This is a genomic window from Bradyrhizobium sp. WSM4873 (genome assembly GCF_055811355.1).
This window is the reverse complement of sequence record NZ_JBVVPS010000017.1, coordinates 75,980-100,317: the sequence shown is the minus strand read 5'-3', so window position 1 is coordinate 100,317 and position 24,338 is coordinate 75,980. Positions and strand designations below refer to the sequence as shown.

Annotated in this window: 29 protein-coding genes; 16 read left to right on the top strand and 13 right to left on the bottom strand. The window is 64.6% G+C overall.

Going from position 1 to position 24,338, the window contains the following annotated elements; all coding sequences use genetic code 11:
- Positions 1–52: 52 nt before the first annotated feature.
- Positions 53–1,666: an OprO/OprP family phosphate-selective porin gene (locus tag AC0L21_RS22315; protein ID WP_473263976.1), complete on the bottom strand. Its 1,614-nt coding sequence runs from the start codon at positions 1,664–1,666 to the stop codon at positions 53–55.
- Between the two features lie 311 nt (positions 1,667–1,977).
- Between AC0L21_RS22315 and AC0L21_RS22310 the strand changes: the two genes are divergently transcribed.
- From AC0L21_RS22310 to AC0L21_RS22300, 3 genes are read left to right on the top strand one after another with little or no spacing between them, the layout of a single operon-like run.
- On the top strand, positions 1,978–3,384 hold the full coding sequence (locus tag AC0L21_RS22310; RefSeq protein ID WP_473263973.1) for a DegQ family serine endoprotease: 1,407 nt from the start codon (positions 1,978–1,980) through the stop codon (positions 3,382–3,384).
- On the top strand, positions 3,381–4,712 hold the full coding sequence (locus tag AC0L21_RS22305; RefSeq protein ID WP_473263971.1) for a replication-associated recombination protein A: 1,332 nt from the start codon (positions 3,381–3,383) through the stop codon (positions 4,710–4,712). Before AC0L21_RS22310 ends, AC0L21_RS22305 begins: the two co-directional genes overlap by 4 nt.
- Positions 4,713–4,768: 56 nt before the next feature.
- A complete protein-coding gene (locus AC0L21_RS22300; protein ID WP_473263968.1) occupies positions 4,769–5,983 on the top strand; it encodes an RluA family pseudouridine synthase in 1,215 nt (404 codons plus the stop codon).
- Between the two features lie 71 nt (positions 5,984–6,054).
- On the opposite strand, the gene AC0L21_RS22295 is transcribed toward AC0L21_RS22300, so the two are convergent.
- The 3 genes from AC0L21_RS22295 to AC0L21_RS22285 all read right to left on the bottom strand — a co-directional run bounded on the left by AC0L21_RS22295 (position 6,055) and on the right by AC0L21_RS22285 (position 8,198).
- Positions 6,055–6,210 carry a hypothetical protein gene (locus AC0L21_RS22295; protein WP_247455500.1) on the bottom strand — a complete coding sequence of 52 codons (156 nt, stop codon included), beginning with the start codon at positions 6,208–6,210 and terminating at the stop codon, positions 6,055–6,057.
- 17 nt (positions 6,211–6,227) lie between these two features.
- On the bottom strand, positions 6,228–7,376 hold the full coding sequence (locus AC0L21_RS22290; RefSeq protein WP_473263966.1) for a collagen-like triple helix repeat-containing protein: 1,149 nt from the start codon (positions 7,374–7,376) through the stop codon (positions 6,228–6,230).
- A 375-nt stretch (positions 7,377–7,751) separates the two neighbouring features.
- Positions 7,752–8,198, bottom strand: coding sequence for a hypothetical protein (locus tag AC0L21_RS22285; protein ID WP_473263964.1), 447 nt, complete (start codon positions 8,196–8,198; stop codon positions 7,752–7,754).
- A gap of 74 nt (positions 8,199–8,272) precedes the next feature.
- Between AC0L21_RS22285 and AC0L21_RS22280 the strand changes: the two genes are divergently transcribed.
- The 5 genes from AC0L21_RS22280 to AC0L21_RS22260 all read left to right on the top strand — a co-directional run bounded on the left by AC0L21_RS22280 (position 8,273) and on the right by AC0L21_RS22260 (position 12,595).
- Positions 8,273–9,067 (top strand): ATP12 family chaperone protein, encoded by a 795-nt coding sequence (locus tag AC0L21_RS22280; protein ID WP_473263962.1) that lies wholly within the window; start codon positions 8,273–8,275, stop codon positions 9,065–9,067.
- A gap of 56 nt (positions 9,068–9,123) precedes the next feature.
- Positions 9,124–10,731 (top strand): flagellar hook-length control protein FliK, encoded by a 1,608-nt coding sequence (gene fliK / locus AC0L21_RS22275; protein WP_473263960.1) that lies wholly within the window; start codon positions 9,124–9,126, stop codon positions 10,729–10,731.
- Positions 10,728–10,988, top strand: a complete 261-nt coding sequence (locus AC0L21_RS22270; protein WP_007603059.1) for an EscU/YscU/HrcU family type III secretion system export apparatus switch protein — start codon at positions 10,728–10,730, stop codon at positions 10,986–10,988. The genes fliK and AC0L21_RS22270 overlap by 4 nt, the downstream gene beginning before the upstream one ends.
- 68 nt (positions 10,989–11,056) lie before the next feature.
- The gene (locus AC0L21_RS22265; RefSeq protein ID WP_473263958.1) at positions 11,057–11,875 is read left to right on the top strand and encodes a penicillin-binding transpeptidase domain-containing protein; all 819 of its coding nucleotides are present in this window, start codon (positions 11,057–11,059) and stop codon (positions 11,873–11,875) included.
- 63 nt (positions 11,876–11,938) lie between these two features.
- Entirely contained in the window at positions 11,939–12,595 is a 657-nt protein-coding gene (locus AC0L21_RS22260; protein WP_473263956.1) for a carboxymuconolactone decarboxylase family protein, read from the top strand.
- Positions 12,596–12,739: 144 nt separating this feature from the next.
- Here AC0L21_RS22260 and AC0L21_RS22255 read toward each other — a convergent pair whose 3' ends face one another.
- From AC0L21_RS22255 to AC0L21_RS22245, 3 genes are all read right to left on the bottom strand, one after another.
- Positions 12,740–13,735 carry a dienelactone hydrolase family protein gene (locus tag AC0L21_RS22255; protein ID WP_473263955.1) on the bottom strand — a complete coding sequence of 332 codons (996 nt, stop codon included), beginning with the start codon at positions 13,733–13,735 and terminating at the stop codon, positions 12,740–12,742.
- A 79-nt stretch (positions 13,736–13,814) separates the two neighbouring features.
- Entirely contained in the window at positions 13,815–14,408 is a 594-nt protein-coding gene (locus AC0L21_RS22250; protein WP_473263954.1) for a hypothetical protein, read from the bottom strand.
- A 151-nt stretch (positions 14,409–14,559) separates the two neighbouring features.
- Positions 14,560–14,964, bottom strand: a complete 405-nt coding sequence (locus AC0L21_RS22245; RefSeq protein ID WP_473263953.1) for a DUF4260 domain-containing protein — start codon at positions 14,962–14,964, stop codon at positions 14,560–14,562.
- A 148-nt stretch (positions 14,965–15,112) separates the two neighbouring features.
- Between AC0L21_RS22245 and AC0L21_RS22240 the strand changes: the two genes are divergently transcribed.
- Positions 15,113–16,645, top strand: coding sequence for an acyl-CoA carboxylase subunit beta (locus AC0L21_RS22240; RefSeq protein ID WP_473263952.1), 1,533 nt, complete (start codon positions 15,113–15,115; stop codon positions 16,643–16,645).
- 120 nt (positions 16,646–16,765) lie between these two features.
- Entirely contained in the window at positions 16,766–17,113 is a 348-nt protein-coding gene (locus tag AC0L21_RS22235; RefSeq protein ID WP_473263951.1) for a hypothetical protein, read from the top strand.
- A 10-nt stretch (positions 17,114–17,123) separates the two neighbouring features.
- On the opposite strand, the gene AC0L21_RS22230 is transcribed toward AC0L21_RS22235, so the two are convergent.
- On the bottom strand, positions 17,124–17,276 hold the full coding sequence (locus AC0L21_RS22230) for a hypothetical protein (protein ID WP_473263950.1): 153 nt from the start codon (positions 17,274–17,276) through the stop codon (positions 17,124–17,126).
- Positions 17,277–17,367: 91 nt separating this feature from the next.
- Positions 17,368–18,015 carry a glutathione S-transferase family protein gene (locus AC0L21_RS22225; protein ID WP_473263948.1) on the bottom strand — a complete coding sequence of 216 codons (648 nt, stop codon included), beginning with the start codon at positions 18,013–18,015 and terminating at the stop codon, positions 17,368–17,370.
- A 128-nt stretch (positions 18,016–18,143) separates the two neighbouring features.
- Here AC0L21_RS22225 and AC0L21_RS22220 point away from each other — a divergent pair, with 128 nt between their 5' ends.
- Positions 18,144–18,458: a hypothetical protein gene (locus tag AC0L21_RS22220; protein WP_473263947.1), complete on the top strand. Its 315-nt coding sequence runs from the start codon at positions 18,144–18,146 to the stop codon at positions 18,456–18,458.
- Positions 18,459–18,595: 137 nt separating this feature from the next.
- The gene (locus AC0L21_RS22215) at positions 18,596–18,874 is read left to right on the top strand and encodes a twin-arginine translocation signal domain-containing protein (RefSeq protein WP_473263945.1); all 279 of its coding nucleotides are present in this window, start codon (positions 18,596–18,598) and stop codon (positions 18,872–18,874) included.
- A 144-nt stretch (positions 18,875–19,018) separates the two neighbouring features.
- Here the strand turns inward: AC0L21_RS22215 and AC0L21_RS22210 are convergent, their stop codons facing one another.
- The 3 genes from AC0L21_RS22210 to AC0L21_RS22200 all read right to left on the bottom strand — a co-directional run bounded on the left by AC0L21_RS22210 (position 19,019) and on the right by AC0L21_RS22200 (position 21,365).
- On the bottom strand, positions 19,019–19,270 hold the full coding sequence (locus AC0L21_RS22210; protein ID WP_007603074.1) for a GCG_CRPN prefix-to-repeats domain-containing protein: 252 nt from the start codon (positions 19,268–19,270) through the stop codon (positions 19,019–19,021).
- A gap of 230 nt (positions 19,271–19,500) precedes the next feature.
- Positions 19,501–20,508, bottom strand: a complete 1,008-nt coding sequence (locus AC0L21_RS22205) for an alpha/beta fold hydrolase (RefSeq protein WP_473263944.1) — start codon at positions 20,506–20,508, stop codon at positions 19,501–19,503.
- Positions 20,509–20,666: 158 nt separating this feature from the next.
- Positions 20,667–21,365: an ArsR/SmtB family transcription factor gene (locus AC0L21_RS22200; RefSeq protein ID WP_473263942.1), complete on the bottom strand. Its 699-nt coding sequence runs from the start codon at positions 21,363–21,365 to the stop codon at positions 20,667–20,669.
- 147 nt (positions 21,366–21,512) lie between these two features.
- Here AC0L21_RS22200 and AC0L21_RS22195 point away from each other — a divergent pair, with 147 nt between their 5' ends.
- The 3 genes from AC0L21_RS22195 to AC0L21_RS22185 are packed head-to-tail and all read left to right on the top strand — an operon-like array spanning position 21,513 to position 23,070.
- Positions 21,513–21,821 (top strand): NIPSNAP family protein, encoded by a 309-nt coding sequence (locus AC0L21_RS22195; protein ID WP_473263940.1) that lies wholly within the window; start codon positions 21,513–21,515, stop codon positions 21,819–21,821.
- A 37-nt stretch (positions 21,822–21,858) separates the two neighbouring features.
- On the top strand, positions 21,859–22,209 hold the full coding sequence (locus AC0L21_RS22190; protein WP_473263939.1) for an antibiotic biosynthesis monooxygenase family protein: 351 nt from the start codon (positions 21,859–21,861) through the stop codon (positions 22,207–22,209).
- Between the two features lie 51 nt (positions 22,210–22,260).
- Positions 22,261–23,070 carry an isocitrate lyase/PEP mutase family protein gene (locus AC0L21_RS22185; RefSeq protein WP_473263938.1) on the top strand — a complete coding sequence of 270 codons (810 nt, stop codon included), beginning with the start codon at positions 22,261–22,263 and terminating at the stop codon, positions 23,068–23,070.
- Between the two features lie 59 nt (positions 23,071–23,129).
- Here AC0L21_RS22185 and AC0L21_RS22180 read toward each other — a convergent pair whose 3' ends face one another.
- Positions 23,130–23,522 carry a hypothetical protein gene (locus tag AC0L21_RS22180; protein WP_027567464.1) on the bottom strand — a complete coding sequence of 131 codons (393 nt, stop codon included), beginning with the start codon at positions 23,520–23,522 and terminating at the stop codon, positions 23,130–23,132.
- 164 nt (positions 23,523–23,686) lie between these two features.
- Between AC0L21_RS22180 and AC0L21_RS22175 the strand changes: the two genes are divergently transcribed.
- Complete coding sequence (locus tag AC0L21_RS22175) at positions 23,687–24,337, top strand: trimeric intracellular cation channel family protein (RefSeq protein ID WP_473263935.1); 651 nt, start codon at positions 23,687–23,689, stop codon at positions 24,335–24,337.
- Position 24,338 lies beyond the last annotated feature (1 nt).

The following is a 24,338-nucleotide window of genomic DNA, read 5'->3' as shown; positions in this document are numbered from 1 at the left end:
GCTGGGTCCCGGGTTCGCGTTTTTTGCGCGCCCCCGGGACGACAGGCGAGACCTAGAACGCGAACTGCGTCCGCATCGCGACCGCATCGAACTTCGAGCCGACATCGGCGGTCGAGATCGGCGAGGCCTGCCTTGACACCGTGCCATGCAGATAGTCCAGCATGAAACGGACGTTGCCGTTGACGTACCAGTTCAGCGCCGCCGTGTAGACGGTCTGCCGGCCGCCCGCGATGCCGGTGGCGGTCCCGAGCTGATCGTTGAGGTCGATCGTGGAGAAGCGTCCCGCGACTTCCCACGCGCCCCAGCCGCCGCCCTCGAGCGAGAACGGGTGCGCCGGCTTGACGCCGCCATAGGCCGCATTCGCCGCATTATAGCTGCGACCCTCGCCCGTCAGCACGTAGCCGGCCTGCGCGTAGCCGCCCTGGAATTTGAGGCTCGGCGCACCCAGCGGCGGCAGGCCGGTGTTGGCGCTGCGATCGATGTTGTACCAGAAATACTCGCCTTGCAGGATCAGTGGTCCATAAGTGGCGGCCGCTTCGACGCTGTAGACCTGCGCGCCGGAGGCATTGGCGATTGCGCCGGTCGTGGCGAGCGCCGTGGGATCGATGCGCAGTTCCGGACGATCGTTAAGCGTCACCGTCTGCGCACCCGTCACCATGTTGCGCGACGGCTGGATCAGCCATTCGGCATTGCCGCCGAGATGGACTGAGTAGTCTTTGCCGCTGACGACCTGGCCGGCAACGCGGGCGACGGCGCCATACTGCTCGGAGGCACCGTTCGGTGCTGCGCTCGACGCCGAATGGATCGCGCCGGTCGAGGGCCCCGTGACGTAGCCGCCGATCCAGAGCTGGTCGTTGTACCAGCGCGTGCCGACAGCCGAGCGGAAGTCGCCCGCGGCGATGCTGGTCGCGATGATGCCGGCCGAGGCGCGCTCCATGAACATGATGTCGTTGGAGCTCGTGGCTTCATCGAGAGTGTAGGGCAGGTCCATGATGCCGCCTTCGATGGCCATCTTGCCGCCGAACGGTTTCAGGCCGGTATAGCTGAGATAGGCGTTCTCGATGCCGGAGACGCCGCCGCCGGGCAGCGAACCCGGAGCTGCGCCGCCAAACCCGTCGGAGGAGCCGCCGAAGTCGTAGACCAGCGCGAAATTCCAGTCGTTGAAGAACTTGCCGGCGAGACCGATGCGCGCGCGGCGGACGTTCTCGCCGCTATCGAGTTTCTGCGGCACGGTTGCGGCCGTGTTGGGCCGATAGTCGTAGCCGCCGGCGTCCCAATGCACGCGACCTGTGATCCCGACGCAGTTTGCCCCATCGGCAGTGCAGATGGTCGGCCGATTGTTCGGCATCGTCACGAGGACGCCGGAGGCAGGCGCCGGTCCCTTGAGCGGGATCGCCGCGTTGGCGTTGGCGACGACGGCCTTCGCTTCGGACCGCGCCTCAGCTTTCGCATCCGCCTTGGCTTCGGTCCTGGCCTTTGCTGCAGCGGCAGTGTTCGCCGCGGTCTGGCTCTGGAGCTTGTCGAGCTTCTGCTCCAGCATCTTCAACTGCTGCTTCAGGAGCGCGATCTCCTGGTCGCTGCTGCTCGCCGATTGAGCCTGGGCCTGCGAGGCTGCCAGCGCGGCGGCGAGACCAATCGCTGTGGCTGCAATTCTTGTCCTGCTCACGTCATGACTCCATCGGTTGACGAACTTCCCAAGTCGCTGGCGGAGAGCCTAGGTACGATCGATGACTGCTCCGCGACGCTGCGCCCGGTTGCGCGGTTCCCACTGGTGTAAATTCGCCGCAACCGAATCCGCCTAGCACCACCATGCAAGATGACGCACATCATGCCAATCGGCAGCCCCGGCAAATTGTAATTTCGCACGCAGAGCTTGCAGGCGGGACACACCAAAAAGGGGGTCGAATATCGCGCCGGGCGCCCTTCTATTGGCGGGCGAACGCGCCTATATTCCGGCGTCTTTTCCAAGAGGTAGGAATGTTTCGATCGACCTGGAGCGCCGTCGTCACGGCACTGTGCATAGCCTTTTCGGCCAATTTCAATCCGGCCGCCGCGCAGGACCGCCGAGTGCCGTCCTCGCCCGCCGAACTGCGGCTGTCCTATGCGCCGATCGTGCAGCGGGTGCAGCCGGCGGTCGTCAACGTCTATGCCGCCAAGGTGGTGCAGAATCGCAACCCGCTGCTCGACGACCCGATCTTCCGCCGCTTCTTCGGCGTGCCCGGCCAGCAACAGGAACAGGTGCAGCGCTCGCTTGGTTCGGGCGTGATCGTCGATGCGTCGGGACTCGTTGTCACCAACGTCCACGTCATCGAAGGCGCCGACCAGGTCAAGGTGTCGCTGTCGGACAAGCGTGAGTTCGAGGCCGAGATCGTGCTGAAGGACTCTCGCAGCGATCTCGCGGTGCTGCGCCTGAAGGACACCAAGGAGAAGTTTCCGGCTCTCGAATTCACCAATTCAGACGAGCTGATGGTCGGCGACGTCGTGATGGCGATCGGCAATCCCTTCGGCGTCGGCCAGACCGTGACTCACGGCATCATCTCGGCCTTGGCGCGCACGCAGGTCGGTATCACCGACTACCAGTTTTTCATCCAGACCGACGCGGCGATTAATCCTGGCAATTCCGGCGGCGCGTTGGTCGACATGAACGGCAGGCTCGCGGGCATCAACACCGCGATCTATTCGCGCTCCGGCGGCTCGCAGGGCATCGGCTTCGCGATCCCCGCCAACATGGTGCGCGTCGTCGTCGCCTCCGCGAAGGGCGGCGGCAAGGCGGTGAAGCGACCCTGGCTCGGGGCGAAATTGCAGGCGGTGACGCCGGAGATCGCCGAGAGTCTCGGCCTGCGTTCGCCGACCGGTGCGCTGGTCGCAAGCGTCGTTCCGAACGGACCGGCGGCCAAGGCCGGGCTGAAATCCTCCGACCTGATCGTCTCGATCGACGGCCAGACCGTGGATGATCCAAACGCCTTCGACTATCGCTTCGCCACACGGCCGCTCGGCGGCACGGCGCAGATCGACGTGCAGCGCGGCGGCAAGCCGGTCAAGTTGACGGTGGCGCTGGACGCCGCGCCCGATGCCGGCCGCAACGAGCTCGTCATCACCGCGCGCTCGCCTCTCCAGGGCGCGAAGGTCTCGACCATCACCCCGGCGCTCGCCGACGAGCTGCATCTGGACGCCGACACCGAAGGCGTCGTGGTCACCGATCTCGGCGGCGACAGCGCGGCCGCGAATGTCGGCTTCCAGAAGGGCGATGTCATCCTGGCCGTCAACAACCAGAAGATCAGCAAGACCAGCGATCTCGAAAAGGCGGCGGCCGAGCGCCAGCGCATCTGGCGCATCACGCTGGTGCGTGGCGGCCAGCAGATCAACGTCACGCTGGGCGGATGAGTCCGAAGCGACCACAGGAGACGCCAACTCTCTTCGCCGCGGCGGGGCTCGATCACGAGGCTCCGCATCCGCTGCCGGATCGGCTGCGGCCGCGCGCGCTTTCGGAGGTCGTCGGCCAGGATCACATCCTGGGTCCCGACGGCGCGCTGACGCGCATGCTGGAGACGCGCACGCTGGGCTCGCTGGTGTTCTGGGGCCCGCCCGGCACTGGCAAGACCACGGTCGCGAGGCTGCTCGCGGACGCCACCGATTTGCATTTCGAGCAGATCTCCGCGGTGTTCTCCGGCGTCGCCGATTTGAAGAAGGCCTTTGAGGCCGCGCGCGCACGCCGCGAGATGGGCAAGGGCACGCTGCTGTTCGTCGACGAGGTGCATCGCTTCAACCGCGCCCAGCAGGATTCGTTTCTGCCCGTCATGGAAGACGGCACGGTGGTGATGGTCGGCGCCACCACCGAAAATCCGTCCTTCGAGCTCAACGCGGCGCTTCTGTCCCGGGCGCGCGTGCTGGTGTTTCGCTCGCTCGACGCGGCCGCGATCGAAAAGCTGTTTGCGCATGCCGAGGAGATCGAGGGCCGCAAGCTGCCGCTCGACGAGGAAGCGCGCGCCGTGCTGGTGCGCATGGCCGATGGCGACGGCCGCGCGTCGCTGACGCTCGTCGAGGAAGTCTGGCGCGCCGCGCGCAAGGACGAGATTTTCGACGCCGCGCAGTTGCAGGAGATTTTGCAGCGCCGCGCGCCCATCTACGACAAGTCGGCCGACGGCCATTACAATTTGATCTCGGCGCTGCATAAGTCGGTGCGGGGCTCCGATCCCGATGCCGCGCTGTATTATCTCGCGCGCATGTTGGACGCCGGCGAGGATCCGCTGTTCCTGGCGCGCCGTGTCGTGCGCATGGCGGTCGAGGATATCGGGCTTGCCGATCCGCAGGCGCTGGTCATCGCCAACGCAGCCAAGGACGCTTTCGACTTCCTCGGTCACCCCGAGGGCGAGCTCGCGATCGCGCAGGCGGTGGTCTATCTCGCCACCGCGCCGAAATCGAATGCCGTCTACACCGCCTTCGGCAAGGCGATGCAGGTCGCAAAGCAGGCCGGCTCGCTGCTGCCGCCGAAACATATCCTCAACTCGCCGACCAAGCTGATGAAGTCGGAAGGCTACGGCGCATCTTACGAATACGACCACGACACGCCCGACGCCTTCTCCGGCCAGGATTACTTCCCGGAAGCCCTGGGCCGCCAGACCTTCTACGACCCGCCGGACCGCGGGTTCGAGCGGGAGATCAGGAAGCGGCTGGATTATTGGGCCAAGTTGCGCAAGGAGCGGGGTGGCTGAAGCCAAAATCGCCATTTCGCCGTGACGCGAGGCCGCTTTTGAGCTAGGCAGGCACCATGAGCCGCCGCATCAAAAGAACCGATCCAAAGCCCCGTTCGCGCGATGAGCGCAAGGAGGCGCGCCCGTTCCAGGCGCGCAGCGCGAAGCCTGCTGGGCTGCGGCCGGGCGGCAAGCCGGGCGCGAAGGCGCCGCGCTTTGCCAGCGAGCGCGTCGAGCGGCGCGCGCCCAAAGCCGAACCGGAAAAGGCTGCACCGGCAAAGCCCGTCGAGGCATTGCTGCCGACCAAAGTGCAGACCGTCAAGGTGACGGCCGACGAGAACAACATGCGCGTCGATCGCTTCCTTGAAGCGCACTTTCCCGGCCTGTCGTTCTCCCACATTCAGCGCGTCGTTCGCAAAGGCGAACTGCGCGTCGACGGCAAGCGCGTCGACAGCAAGGACCGGCTGGAGGAGGGCCAGAGCGTCCGCATTCCGCCGCTGAAGCTCGACACGCCGAAGGCACCCAACCCGCAGTCGGAGGCGGCGCAAAAGACACTTGCGGCGCTGAAGGAGATGACGATTTACGAGGACGACGACGTTCTCGTGCTGAACAAGCCGGCCGGACTTGCCGTGCAGGGCGGCTCGGGCATGACGCGACACATCGACCAGATGCTCGAGGTGATGCGCGACTCCAAGGGCCAGAAGCCGCGCCTCGTGCACCGCATCGACAGGGAGACGTCGGGCTGTCTCCTGATCGCCAAGACCCGCTTTGCCGCCTCGCATCTGACCGGCGCCTTTCGTTCGCGGTCGGCGCGAAAAACCTATTGGGCGCTGGTACCGGGGCTACCGAAACCGAAGCAGGGCCGCATCTCGACATTCCTTGCCAAGGAGGAGAGCGAAGACGACACCATCATGCGCATCGCCCAGCATGGCGACGAGGGCGCAAGCCACGCGGTCACGTACTATGCGGTGGTCGAGACCGCCGGCAACAAGCTGACCTGGGTGTCGCTGAAGCCGGTGACGGGGCGCACCCACCAGCTGCGCGCCCACATGGAACATATCGGCCACCCCATCGTCGGCGATCCCAAATATTTCAATATCGAGAACTGGCAACTGCCGGGCGGCCTGCAAAACCGGCTGCACCTGCTGGCGCGCCGCATCGTCATCCCGCATCCCCGCGGCGGCTTCATTGATGCCACCGCGCCGCTGCCGCAGCATATGCAGCAGTCATGGAACCTGCTCGGGCTCGATGCGAGCCGGTTTGATCCGATCGAGAACGCGCCGGAAGAGTAATCAAGTATGGCGCGCAAGTTGGCTGGCTACGTTCATTCGTACCGCCTTGCGAAACCGGTCAGACGCCACTGCTACGGTTGCGGCTCCGAAATTCGTACGAGGTAGCCCAAGAACAGGAAAAGCAGCCCGTCTCGCGCCAGATCGCCATGAGCAAAGCTTAGCATTGCCACGAAAAGGAAACCCATGAAGGCAAATCTGGCCTCGGCTCGTTCCAGGCGAGCGGTCATGGCAAGCGCTCCAAGCGCTATAAATCCAAGCAGCACGCCAGCCAGCCATCGAACTCAATGACAACCTGGGCAAGGCTGAGGTGGGTTTCCATGCCTAGGCACGTCATCTGGGTGAAGCTCGAAAGGCCGTGACCAAAGATCCCCGCGCGAGGTATCGCGCTGGCTACGTCGCTGATGAGCTTCTTTCGTGTCAGGACAGAATTATATTGTTTTAGGTCGCCGCACGCCGCTGTGCCGGCCTCACCTCGAGGACCGGCCTCAGCCTGAGGACCGGCCTCACCCCGAGGACCGACCTGAACCTGAGGACCAACCTCACCCCGAGGACCGAGCTCGCCCGGAGCGCCCACCTCAGCAGGAGAGCCCACCTCAGCAGGAGGAGACGCCGATATGGCGACGGCGAGACGCTCGGCGGTAGCGACGCGAGTATAGTACCCGGCGGCCCAGGAGGTCGAAACCACCAAGATGGCGACGAGTGCCTTAGCTCGCGTGCGGCGAGAGATAGCAGCTTCGCAGGCTAACGTGCATAGCAGCGCCACAATGGAAAAACGCAGGAGTGACGCCGCCAAGATGGCAAATACCACGCCGGCAGATATGTAGCCGATAACCAACCATAAGCGATTGAGGTGTGAGGCGACGAGACCAGCCAGCAGAAGAGCAAAGCAAACGGAAATCTGGGCCGGAGCGGCATCAAAAGTGCCGAAGACCAATGGTTTCCCGTGGAGATCGCTCCATTGATCTCGGAGCGCCACTACGATGCACGCCAGGCCAAGGAACCCGACCAGACCGAGCACCGCGAAAAATGGCCGCCCGGTCGTGCCAGACAACCGAGCTGCGGGATAAGCCGCCAAGGCGAGGATAAGTAGGGCTTCCTCCTTCAGAGGCCCTGGGCCGTTGACGACGGTAGAAATGCCAAGCCAAAGCACGAACAGGAGGAAAACGGAATCCCAGATCGTATTCCGGAAGTGGCCCATGGCGACAAGACCGACCAGCGGGCAAATTAGCACCGCGGCGCTTGACCACGATCCGAGCCCGATCCCGTGCAAGAGGATCATGATGGCGCCGGAACACACCAAAATGCCCAACAGAACGGACCTGACGGGCTGCTTATTTCCCGACCATTCCTCTAGCGGCTGCAATAGCCATTTGCTCGATGTCTCCTGGTCCATCCTCTAGCAAATCATCCAAAGCTGACTCGTTCGTGCCCATGACATGGTGGGAGCAACCAAAACTAGCCCGGTCTGACGTCGACTGTGGCGGCCATCAGTGAAACTCACCGGCATTGATCGTCCACCAGTTCTTTTCCAACCTTTAGTGGCTCTCGCGCGCAACGTCTATTGCCTTGGCCAGATCGACGGCCTTGGTCCCGTGACTTTGGCCGTTCCCGCCGACGGAACGGGAGGCGCTTGGCCGGGATCTCGGCGGAAGAAGTCTCTTCTTGTGTGTTACCTGCCGGGACATGCTGACGCAACCTGCCGCACCTCAAAGACGCTCCATCGAAGCAACTGAGCAGCCGACGAAGCGGCAGATCGGATAGACCTACCTCAATTCCGAAACTGCTCGAGAAACATCCGCAAGCTGTCGTGCGGGCTCTCGACATCCGTGATCAGCCAGCCCTCCGGGCCGTTCACCAGGATGAAGTTCAGCCTGAGCGGCCGGCCGCGGTTGTCGAAATTCGCCGCGACATAGGTCTTGTCGTATTGCCTGCGAACGACCGCGATCGCGACCGGGCCGAGCTTCCAGCTCGGGCTCTGCACCAGGAAATCGTAGGGCTCGACTCGCGGCGCGGACCACACCTTGCGCAAGGAGGGGTCGAAGAATTGCCGGGCGGTGGCGGCATCCCGCGGCAGGCCTTTTGAGAGCTCCGGCGCGCCCTGGCCGTAATGAGCGTAGACATTGCGGACCACCGATTCCGGAGTCCGAAATCCGGCCTGCGCCGCGGCCGGCCAAAACCCGGCGAACAGAGCCACAATGCCCGCAAGTTCCCTCATACCTGCCGCTCGCTTTATCGGTCGCCGCTCTTACCTTACAAGCCTAGCATTGAGTGATCAGGGCCGAAAACCAGATGCGCGAATTGTTCGATGAAGTTGCGGGGCGATCCCCGCTCGATCCGCAAGAGGCGGTCCGCCAGGCCTTGCGCGTGCCGTTGCGCAAGCGTTTCTATAAGGAGGTTCGGGTAACCGAGGCCGAGGGCGGCTTCGCCATCACCCTCGATGGCAAGCCGGTCCGAACGCCCTCTGGCCGCCAGGTGGTGATCCCCTCGCGCGCGCTAGCCCACGCAGTGGCCGCGGAATGGGCGGATCAGAAAGAGACGATCAATCCGTTGACCATGCCGCTGACGCGGATCGCCAACAGCGTGGTCGAGGGCGTCGTCGACCGCGTCGATCTCGTCACGGACGACCTTGCAAAATATCTTCAGTCCGATCTGCTGTTCTATCGCGCCGGCCATCCCGAGGGACTTGTCGCCCGGGAGGCCGCGCATTGGGATCCCGTGCTGTTCTGGGCCGCGGAGACGCTGGGCGCGCATTTCATCCTGTCCGAAGGCGTCATGCATGTGACGCAGCCGGAGGAGGCGCTCCAGGCCGCGCGTGCGGCGCTGCCGGGAGATGCCTGGTCGATCGCCGCCCTCCACGTGATCACCACCCTGACCGGCTCGGCGCTGCTGGCGCTGGCACTGGCCCATGGCGTGCGCGACGCCAATCAGGTCTGGGCGGCGGCTTATGTCGACGAGGACTGGAATGCCGAGAAATGGGGCGTGGACGACGAAGCGGCCGGCCGCCGCGCCGCCCGCCTGCGGGATTTCGAGGCTGCCGTGGCGGTTTTGACCGCGGTGAGGCCGCCAGCGGTCGGAGGTCCTTAACGAGAGGTTTACGAGGCGGCCTTAGGGTAGGACCTGCGCTTCCCGGGCCCCTCGCGATGCCGACGCCGATAAGTTCGATCGTTCCCGTCAGTGCCGCCAGCCCTGTTGCTGACGCGGCGACGCCCGATCTTGTGCTGCAGGCCGGCAGCGTGGTCGACGCAAGAGTCGTCAGCGTGCTCGCCGATAATCTGGTGCGGATCGCGATCGCCAACCTCTCGATGGATGTGATGTCCGAGGTGGCGCTGACACCGGGACAAAATCTCCAGCTTGCGGTGTCGCAAAACGGCGGCACGATCCGGCTCGCCGTCATGGGCGGGGCAGGCGAGGCGACCGCCGATCAGGTCACGCTGACGCCGGCTGCGGCCTCCCTGGTGGACAGCCCGCCGATTGCGCCGTCAGCGGGCGCGGCCCGCAATACCCTGACCCCGTCCGAACAGGCTGCTGTCACGACGGCCTCGGCCGAGGCGGTCACAAAGCAGGGCAGCCAGGCGCCGCTGTTCGCCAATCTGGCCGCGGTCGTCACCGGCAGCGATCTTCCAGTGGGGCTGAAGCAGGCGATGCTGGGCGTGCTGGCGCAGCAGACGCCGCTCAACACCGGGCTCGACGGCGGCGACATCGAATCCGCGTTCCAGAAGTCCGGGCTGCTCCTCGAGGCCTCGCTCGCCGCAGGCGTGACTCCGTCCTCCGGAACGATGCCGGATTTGAAAGCCGCGCTGCTGGTGCTGCGCCAGACGCTGACGACGCTCGAGGCGACCGCGCCACAGGCGCAAGGTGCCGCCCTTCCAGCTGGTACCGTGGCGACACCGCAGCTTGCTGCCGCGCAGACGCAGGCCGCGCAGGCCGCATTGCCGACAACCGAACCCGAGATCGCCCAACCACCGCAAATGCCGCACAGTGTCAATCTCGCGGCCTCTGTGTTGGCGGACATCGCTGGCAGTGCTCCGCAGCCCGCGGTGCCGCGGGCCATGACCGAAGGCCTTGCCGCGAGCCTCCTGCAAGAACTCACGCAAAACCTGCCGCGCATGACGGGTAATTTGCCGGGCTCGAACAAAGCCGTGCCCGACGGACATTTTTTCGAAGCCGCCGCGCGCGCGACGCCACCACCGGTTCGCGGAGCGTTGCCGTCGCCGCAATACATCGCCTCGCCGTCACTCGTACCAGATACGCCGCTCGCTGCGACCGTGCGTCGCCTGCTCGACGACACCGATGCCGCGATCGCGCGCCAGACCTTGCTGCAGGTTGCTTCGCTCCCCGATCGCACCGACGCCAGCGGTCACAGGATTGATCCGACCGTGCCGCAGTGGAATTTCGAGATTCCGTTCGCTACGCCGCAGGGGACGGCAATGGCGCAGTTCGAGATCTCGCGCGACGGCGGCAATGAATCCGCCGACCCCGCCAGGCGCGCCTGGCGCGCGCGGTTCACACTCAACGTCGAGCCGGCCGGACCCGTGCACGCTTTGATCACGCTCAACGGTGACAAGACCTTCGTGCGGATGTGGGCGGAGCGGCCGACGACCGCACAGCAGCTTCGCGCCGGAATCGGTGAGCTCAACCAGGCCCTGACCAGAGCCGAGCTCAAGCCCGGCGACATCCTGGTCCGCGATGGCACCCCGCCACAGCCCACTCCGGCCCGCGCTGGCCACTTCCTGGATCGCGCCACATGAGCGACCCGTCGAAGCTTGCGATTGCGCTTCATTACGAGAAGGGCAGCAACGCGCCCGTCGTCGTCGCCAAGGGCAAGGGCACGATCGGCGAAAAAATCGTCGAGATCGCGAAGGCCAACGACATCCCGATCGAGGAGAACGAGATCCTGGCCGGCGCGCTCTCCAAGGTCGAACTCGGCGAGGAGATCCCGCCCGACCTCTACAAGGCCGTCGCCGAAGTGCTGGTGTTCGTGCTGCGGCTGTCGGGGAGGCGGTAGCTGTCATCGTTTCACCACGAAAGCGGTTGCATGGTCGGGCCTTCTTCATCGCGTAAACGGACACGCCAGTGCTCACCCGCCGTTCCACCCTCGGCCTTCTCGCTGCAGCTGCCGCTTTGCCATCGCGCGGATTCGCCCATGTCGCGCCGCCGCGGAACGAGATTCGTGACAGCCTCGCAAAGCGCTTCACCGACCTCGGCACGGCCGGGACGTTCGTCGGCTACAAGGTCGAGGATTATCTGATCGTTGCGAGCGACAAGGAACGTTCGGGCGAGGCGAAGCTGCCGGCTTCGACCTTCAAGATACCGAACTCGCTAATCGCGCTCGAAACTGGCGTCGTCGCCGATCCCGACAAGGACGTATTTCCCTGGGATGGCGTGAAGCGTCCGATCGAGGCCTGGAACAAGGATCACACGCTGCGCAGCGCGATTCTCGTGAGCGCGGTGCCGGTCTATCAGGAGATCGCGCGCCGCATCGGGCAAGAGCGTATGCAGAAATACGTCGATCTGTTCGACTATGGCAACCGCGACATCGGCGACGGCATCGACCAGTTCTGGCTCACCGGCGCCTTGCGCATCGATCCGGTCGAGCAGGTCGATTTCGTCGACCGGCTGCGCCGCCGCGCGCTGCCGATCTCCAAACGCAGCCAGGATCTCGTCGCTGACATCCTGCCGGTGACCAAGGTCGGCGATAGCGTCATTCGCGCCAAATCCGGGCTGCTTGGCGCCGAGCGCGGCGAGCCGTCGCTTGGCTGGATGGTGGGCTGGGCCGAGAAGGGCGAAGCGCACACCGTGTTCGCGCTCAATATGGACTGCAAGGAGCCGCGTCTGGTCGGCGAGCGCATGCCGCTGACGCAAGCCTGCCTTGCCGAGATCGGCGCCGTCTAGCGCACACGCGCTGGCGCCGCTCGACTAGCATCCTCCGGGTCAAAGAAAAACCGGGAGGACAACATGAACTCAACGCCGCTCTGGCTGTCGTCGCTCACGCTTGCCGCCACGGGCGGCTGGCTCGCCGCCACGATGTTTGCCGGCCCCGCCAGCAGCAGGGAGCCGCGCTTTCCGCAACTCACGATGGACCAGCTCGACGCGAAGCAGAAGCCGCTCGGCGAGCAGATCATGAAGGTCTCGAGCGTCGGCATCGGCGGTCCCTACAATCCGATGATCCGCAGCCCGGTGCTCGGCCAGCGCCTGTTCGACCTGTTCCACTATCTGCGCTGGGAAACCTCGGTCCCGACAAAACTCAACGAGTTCGCGATCCTGATCATCGGGCGGCAATGGCGCTCGCAGGTGGAGTGGTACGCCCATGCGCCGCTCGCCGCGAAGGCGGGCCTGTCGCCCGACATCATCGCGGAGCTGAAGGCCAATAAGCGGCCTGCGAAGATGGCCGAGGACGAGGCCGTCGTCTACGACTTCGTCACCGAGCTCACCACGACCAGGAAGGTTTCTGACGAGACCTACGCGCGGGCGAAGAAGGCGTTTAACGATCAGCAGATCGTCGATCTCACCGCGGTCGCCGGCAATTACGTGATGGTCGCGATGCTGCTGGCAATGGCGGAGGAGACCGTGCCGCCGGACAAGCAGGAGCCGTTCAAGGCGGGCGAGCCGTAGGGAAGGTTCGTTGTGGCTATCCTTCGAGACGCCTGCTTCGCGGGCTCCTCAGGGATGAGGTCTTGTTGTGCGGCAAGAAGTCAGACCCTCATGGTGAGGAGCCCGCAAAGCGGGCGTCTCGAACCATGCAGGCCGAGCTGCTTCTCAGCTCAGCTTGAACAGCGCCTGCAAAAATCCCTCCACGGCCTTGCGCGACTCGGCGGCTGTCGCTGGATTGCCGCCGACATGCGGATTGAGCTCGACGCAGGAATCCTGGTAGGTGAACGGCGCTTTCGTATCGGCATTCATCAGCACGCCACCATCGCCTTCCTTGATCTGGCAATTGCGCACGGTCTGCGCACCCGTGGACACGGCAACCGTCTTGACGCCGAGCAGCCCACTGTCGAAGCCGTGCGCACTGTCGGGATATTCGGTCAGCACCACGTCGCGGCCGCCCGTCTTGAGCCGCTCGACGAAGGCCTTGCAGCTCTTGACGGGATTGTAGTCGTCGGGGGTGCCGTGGAAGATGCGGATCGGGCGCGCGGCGACGTCCGTGTCGTTCTGATAGGTCGTCGAGCAATCCGGATAGAACGGAATGTAGGCGGCGAACTGGATGCCGGACTTGTTCCAGAGCTTGTGGAAGCGGTTGAGGCTCGCATAGAGCGTCGCTTGTCCGCCGCGTGAAAAGCCCATCAGCACGATGCGATCTGGATCGACGCGGGGATGTTTTGCGAGGATCTCCAGCGAGCGATAGATGTCGATGACGAGGTTGAGCCGGCCGAGCAGGGCCTGGTTCGGCCCCACCACCGTCAGCCCGCGGCCGGTAAAGCCGTCGATCACGAAGGTCGAGATGCCCATGGCGTTGAACGCGTGCACCCAGGCTTCGGTGGTGGCGCCGACGCCGCTCGAGCCGTGCATCAGCACCACGACGGGGAGTTTTCCGCTGCCTTGCGCCACGCGGAGTTCGCCGGCGACCGTCACCGGCCTTCCGGCCGCGGCGTCGCCGCTGAGGAATTGCTGGTCGGAGAGGGTGAGCGAGGGGATCGGGTAGATCTCGGCGCGGGTGGCGACTTCCCTGGGAAGCGATTGCGCGTTGGCGCCCATGCCGGCGAATAGCGTTGAAATGCAGAGCGCCATGGCGGCGCGGAATGCCGTCGGCATCGGATCCTCCCCCGTGATTTTCAGTGAGTAGAACAACAGGCCTGCGCGCTGTCAAATTGACGCAAGCCGGCGGTTCGCCTCAGGCGGGATCGGCCTTCTTCACCGTCAGCGCCTGGTCGATGGCAAAACCGCCAATCTCGCTCATCGCCTGCGAGATGACGTCGCCCTTGCGCGCAAAGCCGGCGGAGAGGAAATCGAACTGGGTGCGCGCCAGCCGCAGCACCTCGATCGGCACGGAGATTGCGGTCTCGTTGAAGCTGTCGACCGAGGCGTGCAGCGTTTCCAGCTCGCTTGTGAGCTGGCCGATATGGCTCTCGGCGTGCTGCATCAAGCCGAGCAGCTTGCCGCGCTCGGCATCGAATGCCGCGCGCTCGGCCGCCGCGGCGGCGGTGACTTCGGCAAGCTGGCTGCGCAGCCCGTCGATTTGCTTGACCATGGCGTCGGACGTCATCTCACCGGCCTCGCGAAGCTCGCTGTTGCGCGTGTTCTCCTCGTGCTCCCGGTGATAGAGGCGTTCCGCCGACATCGCCCGCTGCGTCAGCGACTCGATCAGCACGGCCGCGCGCAGCAGCATCTCGCCGTTCCGCCCCGACACCATGCTGGCCATGCGCCGCAGGAAGTCGGTGGTTTCGGACGACGAGTTCGGCGGCAGGGGAACGACCGTCGCGGACATGGGGTGATGCTTGCAGCCGGAAATGATGACCGCCGCCGTACCGACTGAGCCCACGCAACATTCGGCGCCTGATCGCAAGCCTGGAGCAAGCCTGAATCGCCGCGCCCGGTCAACCGGCCGGGCCGCCAAATTTACGGGCAGCGCGCGGCGGTCAGGTATCCTTCTGCCGGCCGATCCGGCCGAGATGGGTGAAGCCGAACCCGGCCGAATATTTCAAGCCATAGCCCAGCGCCCGGTCGATGCCGATATGGGCGAGCCAGATCAAGGCGATGGACAGGGTGAGCGGCGAGGCGAGGCCGAAGCCGAGCGTCAGCAGCGCGACCGGCGCCATGTAGCTGTGGGCGGCGTTGTAGACCATCGCGCCGAGTTTGGCGTCCGACAGGTATGCCAGGAAGCTGAGATCGGGGACGAAGAACAGCAGGGCGAACACCAGCCATGAGCCGTCCCAGGCCCAGTAGAGCATCACCATCCCCACAAACAGGGTCAGGCCCTCCAGCCGCAGCAGGATGTTGACGCCGCCCGTCGCAGCGCCAATCTCCGCCGTTCCTTCGGTCATGCTCGTCTCCCAGGCAAAACTTTGAAATTCCTTGCGCTTTCCCGCTGCGGCAAGGCAGCCCTGCGGGACCGAAAGCCGCTTCCCGGCCCGCAAAATGCCGTGTTAGAACCCCGGCAATCGCATTTAGGTTAAGAACTGGCGGGAGCAAATGAAGAATATCCTGGACGCCCTTGAAGACCGTCGCGCCGGCGCAAAGCTCGGCGGCGGGGAGAAGCGCATCGAGGCGCAGCACGCCCGCGGCAAGCTGACCGCGCGTGAGCGTATCGAGCTCTTGCTCGACAAGGGATCGTTCGAGGAATTCGACATGTTCGTCGAGCACCGCTCCACCGAGTTCGGCATGGAGAAGAACAAGGTGCCCGGCGACGGCGTCGTCACCGGCTGGGGCACCGTCAACGGCCGCAAGACGTTTGTCTTTGCCAAGGACTTCACCGTGTTCGGCGGCTCGCTCTCGGAAACGCACGCGCTGAAGATCACAAAGCTTCAGGACATGGCGATGAAGGCGAGGGCGCCCATCATCGGCCTCTATGACGCCGGCGGCGCCCGCATCCAGGAGGGCGTCGCTGCCTTGGCCGGCTATTCCTACGTGTTCCGCCGCAACGTGCTCGCCTCCGGCGTGATCCCGCAGATCTCCGTCATCATGGGCCCCTGCGCCGGCGGCGACGTCTATTCGCCCGCGATGACCGACTTCATCTTCATGGTGAAGAACACCAGCTACATGTTCGTCACCGGTCCCGACGTGGTGAAGACCGTCACCAACGAGGTCGTCACGGCCGAAGAGCTCGGCGGCGCCTCCGTGCATGCCACGCGCTCCTCGATCGCCGACGGCGCCTTCGAGAACGACGTCGAGACGCTTCTGCAGATGCGGCGTCTGATCGACTTCCTGCCGTCCAACAACACCGACGGCGTGCCGGAATGGCCGGGCTTCGACGACATCGGCCGCGTCGACATGTCGCTCGACACGCTGATCCCCGACAATCCGAACAAGCCCTACGACATGAAGGAGCTGATCCTGAAGGTCGTGGACGAGGGCGACTTCTTCGAGATCGCGGATGCCTTTGCCAAGAACATCGTCACCGGCTTCGGCCGCATCGCGGGCCGCACGGTGGGCTTCGTCGCCAACCAGCCGATGGTGCTGGCCGGCGTGCTCGACTCTGACGCTTCGCGCAAGGCGGCACGCTTCGTGCGCTTCTGCGATGCCTTCAACATCCCGATCGTCACCTTCGTCGACGTGCCGGGCTTCCTGCCGGGCACCGCGCAGGAATATGGCGGCCTGATCAAGCACGGCGCGAAACTACTGTTCGCGTACTCGCAGTGCACCGTGCCGCTGGTCACCATCATCACCCGCAAGGCTTATGGCGGCGCCTTCGACGTCATGGCGTCCAAGGAGATCGGTGCCGACATGAACTACGCCTGGCCGACCGCCCAGATCGCGGTGATGGGCGCCAAGGGCGCGGTCGAGATCATCTTCCGCGCCGACATCGGCGACCCCGACAAGATCGCCGCGCGCACCAAGGAATACGAAGACCGCTTCCTGTCCCCCTTCATCGCCGCCGAGCGCGGCTACATCGACGACGTCATCATGCCGCACTCGACGCGGAAGCGGATCGCGCGGGCGCTGTCGATGCTGAAGGACAAGAAGGTGGAAACGCCGGCGAAGAAGCACGACAATTTGCCGTTGTGAGGGCACTTGTAGCCCGGATGAGGGTAGCTACATCCGGGTTTCTATCCAAGTCACGCATGTCGCTTCGCTCATGTGGGCTACCGATTCTGTTTCTGAGTTGGCATCCTCGATCCAAATCCAATGACCGAAGACGATCCGACCGACGAGATTTCAGACATCGAAGCGCGTATCGAGGCCTTGGCCGAGGTCGCCGAGCGCTGCCGTAAGTACATCCTGGCATCCAAGCTCGCGATCGGTGGCGGGGCTGCGCTGTTGCTGATCACGATCCTCGGCTTGTTCGGGATGGGGCAAACGGCCGCGCTCGGATCGATCGCCCTTGTGCTCGGCGGAATTGTCTCGCTTGGTTCGAACGTCAGCACGCTGCGGCAGACAGAGAGCGCGATCGGTGACGCGGAGGCGCTTCGGTCTCAACTGATCAGCCGCATCGACCTTCGCGTGGTCGCCGACACGCCGATGAAGCTCGCGTAATCGAGCAGCCTTACGCCGCAGCCTTGCGCGAAAGCACCTGCAGCTCCTCGCGGCATTCAGCTGCGAACGCCTGAAGCTGCTCGGCGGTTTGCCGGTCGAGGATCGCCTTTGCCAGCCGTTCGGCGCGGGCAAGCTGGTCTCTGAGATATGCGATGCGGGCCATGTGTCACCTTCCGCAGGGGTTGATTTGATGGCTGTGAGCCTAGGGCCGTCGCCGAATTAATTATGTGAGGCACGTCACACCTCACGCCGCGTCAGCGCGTCGCGTCCGCCGCAGCGAAATGCGCCATCTGGTCGGCGTGGGCCTTGGCGAAGGCGGGGCGGGCGGTGGCGCGCGCGACGTAGGCGCGGCAGGCCGGATGCTCCGTGAGCCCGTCAAAATGATCGACGAGGCGCAGCACGTCGGCCATCAGGATGTCGGCGACGGAGAAGGAGACCGTGAGCCATTCACGGCCGGCCAGCACCGGCTCCATGTGCTTGAGGCGGAGCTTGAGGAAGTCGTCGAAAAACTTCACGGCCGGTGAGCCGTCGTTATTCCCGGTGAACCTGAAAAGCGCCCAGGGCAGGCTCGCCATCTCCACGGAATTGAGCGCGGCGAATATCCATTCCTTCGCCTCAACGCGGCCGCGTGGATCCGTCGGCATCAGCTTCGCGCTGAGCTCGCTAAGATGCAGCAGGATCGCGCCGCTCTCGAAGATCGAGAGATCGCCGTCGGTCAGCCACGGCACCTGGCCGAACGGCTGGTGCGCGAGATGCGCGGCGCCGCGGTCGTCGAACGGCGCGCTGGCGACGCGGTAGGGCAAGGCGGCTTCTTCCAGCGCCCAGCGCACGCGAAGATCGCGGACGAAGCCGCGGGGCAGTTGGGGAACCCAGTTGAAGGTGGTGAGGGTGAGGTCGGCCATGGGACGTCTCCGTGCTGTCTTACGCATAGGACGGATGAGGGGCGCGCGGTCCGACACCGCTGCCAATCCTTTTTTGTCGTCGCCGACGTCATCGGCTAGTCTCATCCCAAACAACAGGAGGAAATCCGATGCCGTCAGCCTTCTTCGTCGTCCGCGCCATCATCACCGATGTCGGCAGGCGCGCCGCCTTCGACAGGTGGTACGAGACGGAACATCTGCCCGACGCGATGAAGGCGTTCGGTGCGAGTAAGGCCTGGCGGTTCTGGAGCCTCGACGATCCGTCACTGCATCAGGCGGTGTATCAGTTCGAGAGCGAGGCTGCGCTGCGCGCCATGCTGAAGGGCGATGCGCTGACGCAGCTGGTGGCGGATTTCAAGCGCGACTGGCCCGACGTGACGCGCACGCGCGAGTTGCTGGTGCTGGCGCAGGAGTTCGGGAAATAGAGCATCGGGCTACGGTGCTGCGAATTCTCCTGTCACCTGCGCAACGAAGCTGAACGCGCGATTCAGCTTCGGTTCATGTCGTCACCACGACACTCGCCTCTGCATCACTGGCACGACCATCCAAGAGGAAAGAAGTCATGGAGCGCCGGAACTTTTTGAAATTTGCAATCGGTGTCGCGGCCGGAGCTGCCGCGTTCACGACCGCCGCGCAGGCTGCGCCGCTGGCGCCGCAGTCGCTCGGTGATCCCAGCACGCCGCAAGGCAATCCCGACGCTCATCCCGCAGTCACCAGCAGCGAAGAGGTCGCGCAGTTGAAGCCCGAGCAGGTGCACTGGCACGGCCACCACCGTCATTGGGGTTGGCGCCGCCGTCACTGGGGCTGGCATCGCCGGCGATGGCACCGCCGTCATTGGTAAGCTTCGCGCACCAGGCTTGAACGGGGACCGCGATCGCGGTCCCCGTTTTGATTCGAGACATCCCGGTGCGGCGTCAGGCGCTCAAAAAGAAAATGGCCGCGCAGGCTTTCGCCGCGCGGCCATTTAGCTATGCAAAAAACGAGATCAGAACGGGCGGCAGCGGCCGGCGTACCAGCGGAAGCCATACGGGCACACGCGCGCGCGCGGCACGACCACGACAGGGGCCGGCGCAACCACGATCGGACCCGGGCGGACAACGACCGGACCGCGCATCGGGCGGCAGCCGCCATAGGCGCCGCGATACCAGCCGGGGCCGCAACCGCCGGCGGCGCTGGCCGCCTCGCTGAAACCAACGACCGCGCTGGCGAGCATCACGGCGGCGAACAGGTATTTCATTTGATCTTCCTTCTCGTCTTTGGGGGCAAGCTTTGGGGGGCAGGTTTTGGGGGCAGGATTGGGGCAGCTTCTAGGAGGGCTTGGCGCTTTCGGCGCACCATGAATCAAAAGACACGATTCGACACGTTAAAATCGCAACATGCCGACACGACGCCAGCCAAATCTGCCAATCATGACCTGAATGCGGCATGAACATTCCCCGCACGCGGCTCCGGACGACAGCAATGTCGCTAGCGGCCGAGAAAGCCCAGCACCAGCTCCTTGTACTTCTCTGGTGATTCCAGGAAGACGAGATGGCCAGTGTCCGGGATCACCTCGGCGCGCGCATTCGGCATCTTCGCCGCGAGTGCCTTCGCGAGCTCGGCGTTCTGCCCCATTTTCGCGCGCAGCGCCTCGGGCGCGTTCGGTCGGCCCGGTGCGTTGTGGTCGTCGGCGCCCATGATGAACAGCGTCGGCTCGGTGATCAGCGCGATCTCGTGCGCCACCGGCTCCCGATAGATCATCTGGCCGGAACTGACGAAGGCGCGCAGCCAGCGCGGATAATCCGGGCTGCCCTTGATGTTGAAGCGGGCGTCGATGAACTGCGTGATCGCCTCCGCCGGTAGCTTGATTGCATAATTGGTCTGGAGCTGCTTGCGATAGCCATCGGCGGTGAGCTTGTCCTCGGTCTCGATGATCTTCTCGGTCGGCGTCGGCGGCACATAGAGGCGGTAGTCTTCCAGCCCGATCGGGGCCGTCAGAACAAGATGAGCGACGCGGTCGGGATAGGCGCGCGCGATGCGGACGCCCAGCATGCCGCCGAGCGAATGGGCGACGATCTCGGCCTTGTCGATCTTGAGGTGATCGAGCAGTGCGATGGTGTTGCGCGCCAGATTGTCGAAATGCAATTCGCCGATCGGCTTGGAGGATTTGCCGAAGCCGATCTGGTCCGGCACCACGACGCGGAAGCCGGCCTCGCTCAGCATCTTGATAACAGGCGCCCAGTAGCTCGACGGGAAATTGCGCCCGTGCAGCAGCACCACGGTGCGGCCGTTCGGCTGCGCAGCCGGCACGTCCATATAGGCCATGCTGAGCTGCTCGCCGTCATTGGTCAGGGGCAGCAGGTGGACGGGATAGGGATAGGCAAAGCCTTCGAGCGCGATGCCGTAAGGCTCGCGCGGGGCGGCGTCGGCGGCGCGGGATATAAGAGGAGCGGCGAGAAGAGCCGCGCAAAGCACGGTCGGGAGGAGGCGGATCATTGAAGGCTCTGAGTCATGTTGGCGCTAGGAGACACATTCTCCGTCATGCCCGAGCTTGACCCAGGCATCCACGTCGTGCCGCGCAAACTGCACTAAAGATTGGGATGGCCGGGTCAAGCCCGGCCATGACGACGAGACACGCTTACACGCGCTTGTGTTCAGTCCTTCGCAGTCCCGAACAACGCGGCAAACTGCTTCTCGCCGGTGCGGGTGAAATTCACCACGCGGCTGCCGGGCGTGGCGTCGCGGGCGGCCCATTTCAGCTCGGCGAAACGCTGCATCATCGCGGCGCCGAGCGTGCCGGCGAGATGGTGGCGCCGCTCGCTCCAGTCGAGGCAGGCCTTGCACACGGGGCGGCGGGGATGGCTGAGCATGTCGGGCGAGATCTGCAGATGCTTGGCCAGGAAGCGCTCGCCCTCCGCCGTCAGCTCGATCTCCTGCTTCTTCTGCCTGACCAGGTTTTTCGCACGCAGGGTGTCGAGCATCTGCACGCCGAGATCGCCGGCGAGATGGTCGTAGCAGATCCGCGCACGCCGCAGCGCCGGATCCTTCGGCCCGGTGCGCACGCGCATGTGGCCGGTCCGCGCGGCGAGGCCCGCAAGGCCCTCCAGCACACCGGCGACATCGTCGTCGGTGAGGCGGTAGTAGCGGTGGCGGCCCTGCTTCTCCGGTTCGATCAGGCCACCGGCCTCGAGCTTGGAAAGATGCGAGCTCGCGGTCTGCGGCGTGATGCCGGCCTCCTGCGCCAGCTCGCTCGCGGTGAGCGCGCGGCCGTTCATCAGCGCCGTGAGCATGTTGGCGCGTGCGGGATCGCCGACGAGCGAGGCGATCATGGCGATGTCGGGACCTGATTTCATGCTTCGATGGTAGCCGAAGCATTGCGGTGAGGCAAGCGCGTAGCCTGTGTCCCGCAAACACGTCCTTGCGAGCGAAGCGAAGCAATCCAGTGCTTCAGCGGCGACGATGTCGCTCGCGTGTCTCGCACGATAAATCAGGAGCCCATCATGTCCATCACCGTCTTCATCCGCTACCAGCTAGATCCGTTCAAGAGGGCGCAGTTCGAGGAGTATTCGAAGCGCTGGCTTACCATCATCCCGAAATGCGGCGGTGATCTGATCGGCTATTTCATGCCGCAAGAGGGCACCAACAATATCGCGTTTGCGCTGATCACCTTCGAGAGTCTCGCTGCGTACGAGGCCTATCGCGCCCGGCTGCGTCAGGATACGGAAGGCATGGCGAACTTCCACTTCGCCGAGGAGCACAAATTCATCCTCGCGGAAGAGCGCACGTTTCTGCGCCAAGTGGTTTTGTAGGTGGTATTGTAGGCCATCAACTCAAGGAGAGACGTCCATGATCGCCGTGATCTTCGAGGTCTGGCCGAAGCCGGAACACCGCCAGGATTATTTCGACCTCGCGGCCGACCTCAAGCCGATCCTGCAAACCATCGACGGCTTCATCTCGGTCGAGCGTTTCGAGAGCCTGACCGACAAGGGCAAGATCTTGTCGGTGTCGTTCTGGCGGGACGAGGCGGCCGTGCAAGCCTGGCGCAACAGGATGGAGCACCGCCGCACCCAGGCCAAGGGCCGCGCAAAAATCTTCGCCGATTATCATTTGCGGATCGCCAGCGTGATCCGCGACTACAGCATGAATGATCGCGAGCAGGCGCCAAAGGACAGCCGCGCGGTGCACGACGCGCACTAGCGCGCGCGGCGGCACGTCCCCATCTCTGCGCGGCCAACAAGGGAGAGAAACATGCACGTGACAACTGCTGACAAGCGCGCGACCTTCAGGAAGCTGCACGAGAGCGGCTGCTTCATCCTGCCCAATCCGGTCGACGTCGGCAGCGCGAAAGCGTTGCAGCATCTCGGTTTCAAGGCACTCGCGTCGTCGAGTGCGGGCTTTGCCTGGACCATCGGCAAAGCCGACAACCATGTCAGCGTCGAGGAGGTCTGTCAGCATCTGGCGGCATTGAGCACGTCCGTCGATATCCCGGTGAACGCGGATTTCGAGGGCGGCTTTGCGGTCGAGCCGGACAAGGTCGCGGACAATGTCGAGCGCTGTGTGCGCACCGGCGTTGCCGGCCTGTCGATCGAGGATTCCACCGGCGACAAGGACAAGCCGATCTACGATCGCGCGCTCGCAGTCGAGCGCATCAAGGCGTCGCGCAAGGCGATCGGCGACAGCGGCGCGCTGCTGGTCGGCCGCTGCGAAGCCTACCTGTGGGGCGTGACCGACCTCAAGCTCGTCATCGACCGGCTCACTGCTTACGCCGATGCCGGCGCCGATTGCCTTTACGCGCCGGGCCTGAAGAGCCGCGAGGACATCGCCGCGGTGGTGAAGGCTGTCGCACCCAAACCGTTCAACCTGCTGATCGGCGGCTCCGGACTGTCATTGCAGGAAGCTGCCGATCTCGGCGTGCGCCGGATCAGCGTCGGCGGTTCACTCGCTCGCGCCGCCTGGGGCGGCTTCATGCGGGCCGCGAAGGAAATGGCGGATAAGGGGACGTTCACCGAGCTCGGTACCGGCTACCCCGGGGGCGAACTCAACAAGATCTTCAGCTAAAGACAAACGAAAGCGGCGGGATCTGAAATCCCGCCGCTGTCGCATATTGTTGCAAATCGTTACTTCGCGCCGTCAGCCGGTGCGGGCGTATCCGGGGCCGGCTTGCTCGGCGCGGCGCCCGTGGTCACGCCCGGGCCGGTGTTGGTGCGCGGCGTCACGTCACGCATGCCGGGAGGTGCGGCCGGATTGGTGGCCGGCGCCTGCTGGGCGGTCTGCGTTGCCGGCGTGGTGCTCGCCTGGTTGCTCGTGCCGGTGTTGTTCAGGCCATAGAATACGGCACCCAGCACCAAGGCGATTGCCACTGCGAACAGGGCTACTTTGCCGCTGGAGGCGGGGCCTTCGCCAAGCTCGGGGTCGACCTGAAGCTGGGCATCCCGTCGCGCCGCATTACGATACTCATCATCGGCGAGATTCGGGCGGTACGGATCGTTGATAAAACGGTCGTCAGCCATCGATTGGTTCTCCTCGATTATTGCGGCTGGACAACCCTTAGATGCGAGCTTCTGTTCCGCCCTCCTTAGTGCTTTCGTCGTATGTTGCGCCCGCGGCGGGAATCGGGAACCTGTTCGCTGGGGTGCCTGAAGCGTAAGCTCCGCTGACGGAAGGGAACAAAGCGATGTGGAGCTTGCCGCCGAGCGATAGCGTGCTGCATCTGTTGTCGCTGGTCGCGGTCGCGGCGCAAGGCATGACCGCCGCGCTCGCTGCGGGGCGCCGCAGCATGGATTGGCTTGGCGTCTGTTTCCTTGGCTGCATCACCGCGCTCGGCGGCGGCACCTTGCGTGATGTCTTTCTCGGCCATTATCCCCTGGCTTGGGTGCAAAACCCCATCTACCTCGCAATGGCCGGGGGCGCCGCCTTCCTCACCATCCTGATGGCGCGGCTGGTCCACCGGCTCAAACTGGCCTTCATCGTGCTCGATGCCATCGGCCTCGTCGTCTTCACCATGACCGGCTGCGACATCGCCTGGCAGATGGACGCCACGCTGCCGATCGTCATCGTCTCCGGCATGGTGACCGGTTGCGCCGGCGGCGTGTTGCGGGACGTGCTCTGCAACGACGTGCCGCTGCTGTTTCGCTCCGAGCTCTATGCCAGCGTCTCGGTGGTGACGGGGCTGTTCTATGCCACCGCCTTCGGCCTCAAGCTGAACGCCGAGCTCTGGACCATTTTGACGTTCGCCCTCGGCATCAGCTTCCGTCTCCTCGCGGTGCGCTACAAATGGGAGATGCCGAAATTCGTCTTCACGGAAGAGGAGGAGCGGGGGCCTTGAG

Excerpts from the sequence above, each read along its gene's own strand:
- AC0L21_RS22310 (WP_473263973.1), top strand. The coding sequence starts at position 1,978 with ATGTTTCGATCGACCTGGAGCGCCGTCGTCACGGCACTGTGCATAGCC.
- AC0L21_RS22305 (WP_473263971.1), top strand. The coding sequence starts at position 3,381 with ATGAGTCCGAAGCGACCACAGGAGACGCCAACTCTCTTCGCCGCGGCG.
- AC0L21_RS22300 (WP_473263968.1), top strand. The coding sequence starts at position 4,769 with ATGAGCCGCCGCATCAAAAGAACCGATCCAAAGCCCCGTTCGCGCGAT.
- AC0L21_RS22295 (WP_247455500.1), bottom strand. The coding sequence starts at position 6,210 with ATGACCGCTCGCCTGGAACGAGCCGAGGCCAGATTTGCCTTCATGGGT.
- AC0L21_RS22290 (WP_473263966.1), bottom strand. The coding sequence starts at position 7,376 with ATGGACCAGGAGACATCGAGCAAATGGCTATTGCAGCCGCTAGAGGAA.
- AC0L21_RS22285 (WP_473263964.1), bottom strand. The coding sequence starts at position 8,198 with ATGAGGGAACTTGCGGGCATTGTGGCTCTGTTCGCCGGGTTTTGGCCG.
- AC0L21_RS22280 (WP_473263962.1), top strand. The coding sequence starts at position 8,273 with ATGCGCGAATTGTTCGATGAAGTTGCGGGGCGATCCCCGCTCGATCCG.
- fliK (WP_473263960.1), top strand. The coding sequence starts at position 9,124 with ATGCCGACGCCGATAAGTTCGATCGTTCCCGTCAGTGCCGCCAGCCCT.
- AC0L21_RS22270 (WP_007603059.1), top strand. The coding sequence starts at position 10,728 with ATGAGCGACCCGTCGAAGCTTGCGATTGCGCTTCATTACGAGAAGGGC.
- AC0L21_RS22260 (WP_473263956.1), top strand. The coding sequence starts at position 11,939 with ATGAACTCAACGCCGCTCTGGCTGTCGTCGCTCACGCTTGCCGCCACG.
- AC0L21_RS22255 (WP_473263955.1), bottom strand. The coding sequence starts at position 13,735 with ATGCCGACGGCATTCCGCGCCGCCATGGCGCTCTGCATTTCAACGCTA.
- AC0L21_RS22250 (WP_473263954.1), bottom strand. The coding sequence starts at position 14,408 with ATGTCCGCGACGGTCGTTCCCCTGCCGCCGAACTCGTCGTCCGAAACC.
- AC0L21_RS22245 (WP_473263953.1), bottom strand. The coding sequence starts at position 14,964 with ATGACCGAAGGAACGGCGGAGATTGGCGCTGCGACGGGCGGCGTCAAC.
- AC0L21_RS22240 (WP_473263952.1), top strand. The coding sequence starts at position 15,113 with ATGAAGAATATCCTGGACGCCCTTGAAGACCGTCGCGCCGGCGCAAAG.
- AC0L21_RS22235 (WP_473263951.1), top strand. The coding sequence starts at position 16,766 with ATGACCGAAGACGATCCGACCGACGAGATTTCAGACATCGAAGCGCGT.
- AC0L21_RS22230 (WP_473263950.1), bottom strand. The coding sequence starts at position 17,276 with ATGGCCCGCATCGCATATCTCAGAGACCAGCTTGCCCGCGCCGAACGG.
- AC0L21_RS22225 (WP_473263948.1), bottom strand. The coding sequence starts at position 18,015 with ATGGCCGACCTCACCCTCACCACCTTCAACTGGGTTCCCCAACTGCCC.
- AC0L21_RS22220 (WP_473263947.1), top strand. The coding sequence starts at position 18,144 with ATGCCGTCAGCCTTCTTCGTCGTCCGCGCCATCATCACCGATGTCGGC.
- AC0L21_RS22215 (WP_473263945.1), top strand. The coding sequence starts at position 18,596 with ATGGAGCGCCGGAACTTTTTGAAATTTGCAATCGGTGTCGCGGCCGGA.
- AC0L21_RS22210 (WP_007603074.1), bottom strand. The coding sequence starts at position 19,270 with ATGAAATACCTGTTCGCCGCCGTGATGCTCGCCAGCGCGGTCGTTGGT.
- AC0L21_RS22205 (WP_473263944.1), bottom strand. The coding sequence starts at position 20,508 with ATGATCCGCCTCCTCCCGACCGTGCTTTGCGCGGCTCTTCTCGCCGCT.
- AC0L21_RS22200 (WP_473263942.1), bottom strand. The coding sequence starts at position 21,365 with ATGAAATCAGGTCCCGACATCGCCATGATCGCCTCGCTCGTCGGCGAT.
- AC0L21_RS22195 (WP_473263940.1), top strand. The coding sequence starts at position 21,513 with ATGTCCATCACCGTCTTCATCCGCTACCAGCTAGATCCGTTCAAGAGG.
- AC0L21_RS22190 (WP_473263939.1), top strand. The coding sequence starts at position 21,859 with ATGATCGCCGTGATCTTCGAGGTCTGGCCGAAGCCGGAACACCGCCAG.
- AC0L21_RS22185 (WP_473263938.1), top strand. The coding sequence starts at position 22,261 with ATGCACGTGACAACTGCTGACAAGCGCGCGACCTTCAGGAAGCTGCAC.
- AC0L21_RS22180 (WP_027567464.1), bottom strand. The coding sequence starts at position 23,522 with ATGGCTGACGACCGTTTTATCAACGATCCGTACCGCCCGAATCTCGCC.
- AC0L21_RS22175 (WP_473263935.1), top strand. The coding sequence starts at position 23,687 with ATGTGGAGCTTGCCGCCGAGCGATAGCGTGCTGCATCTGTTGTCGCTG.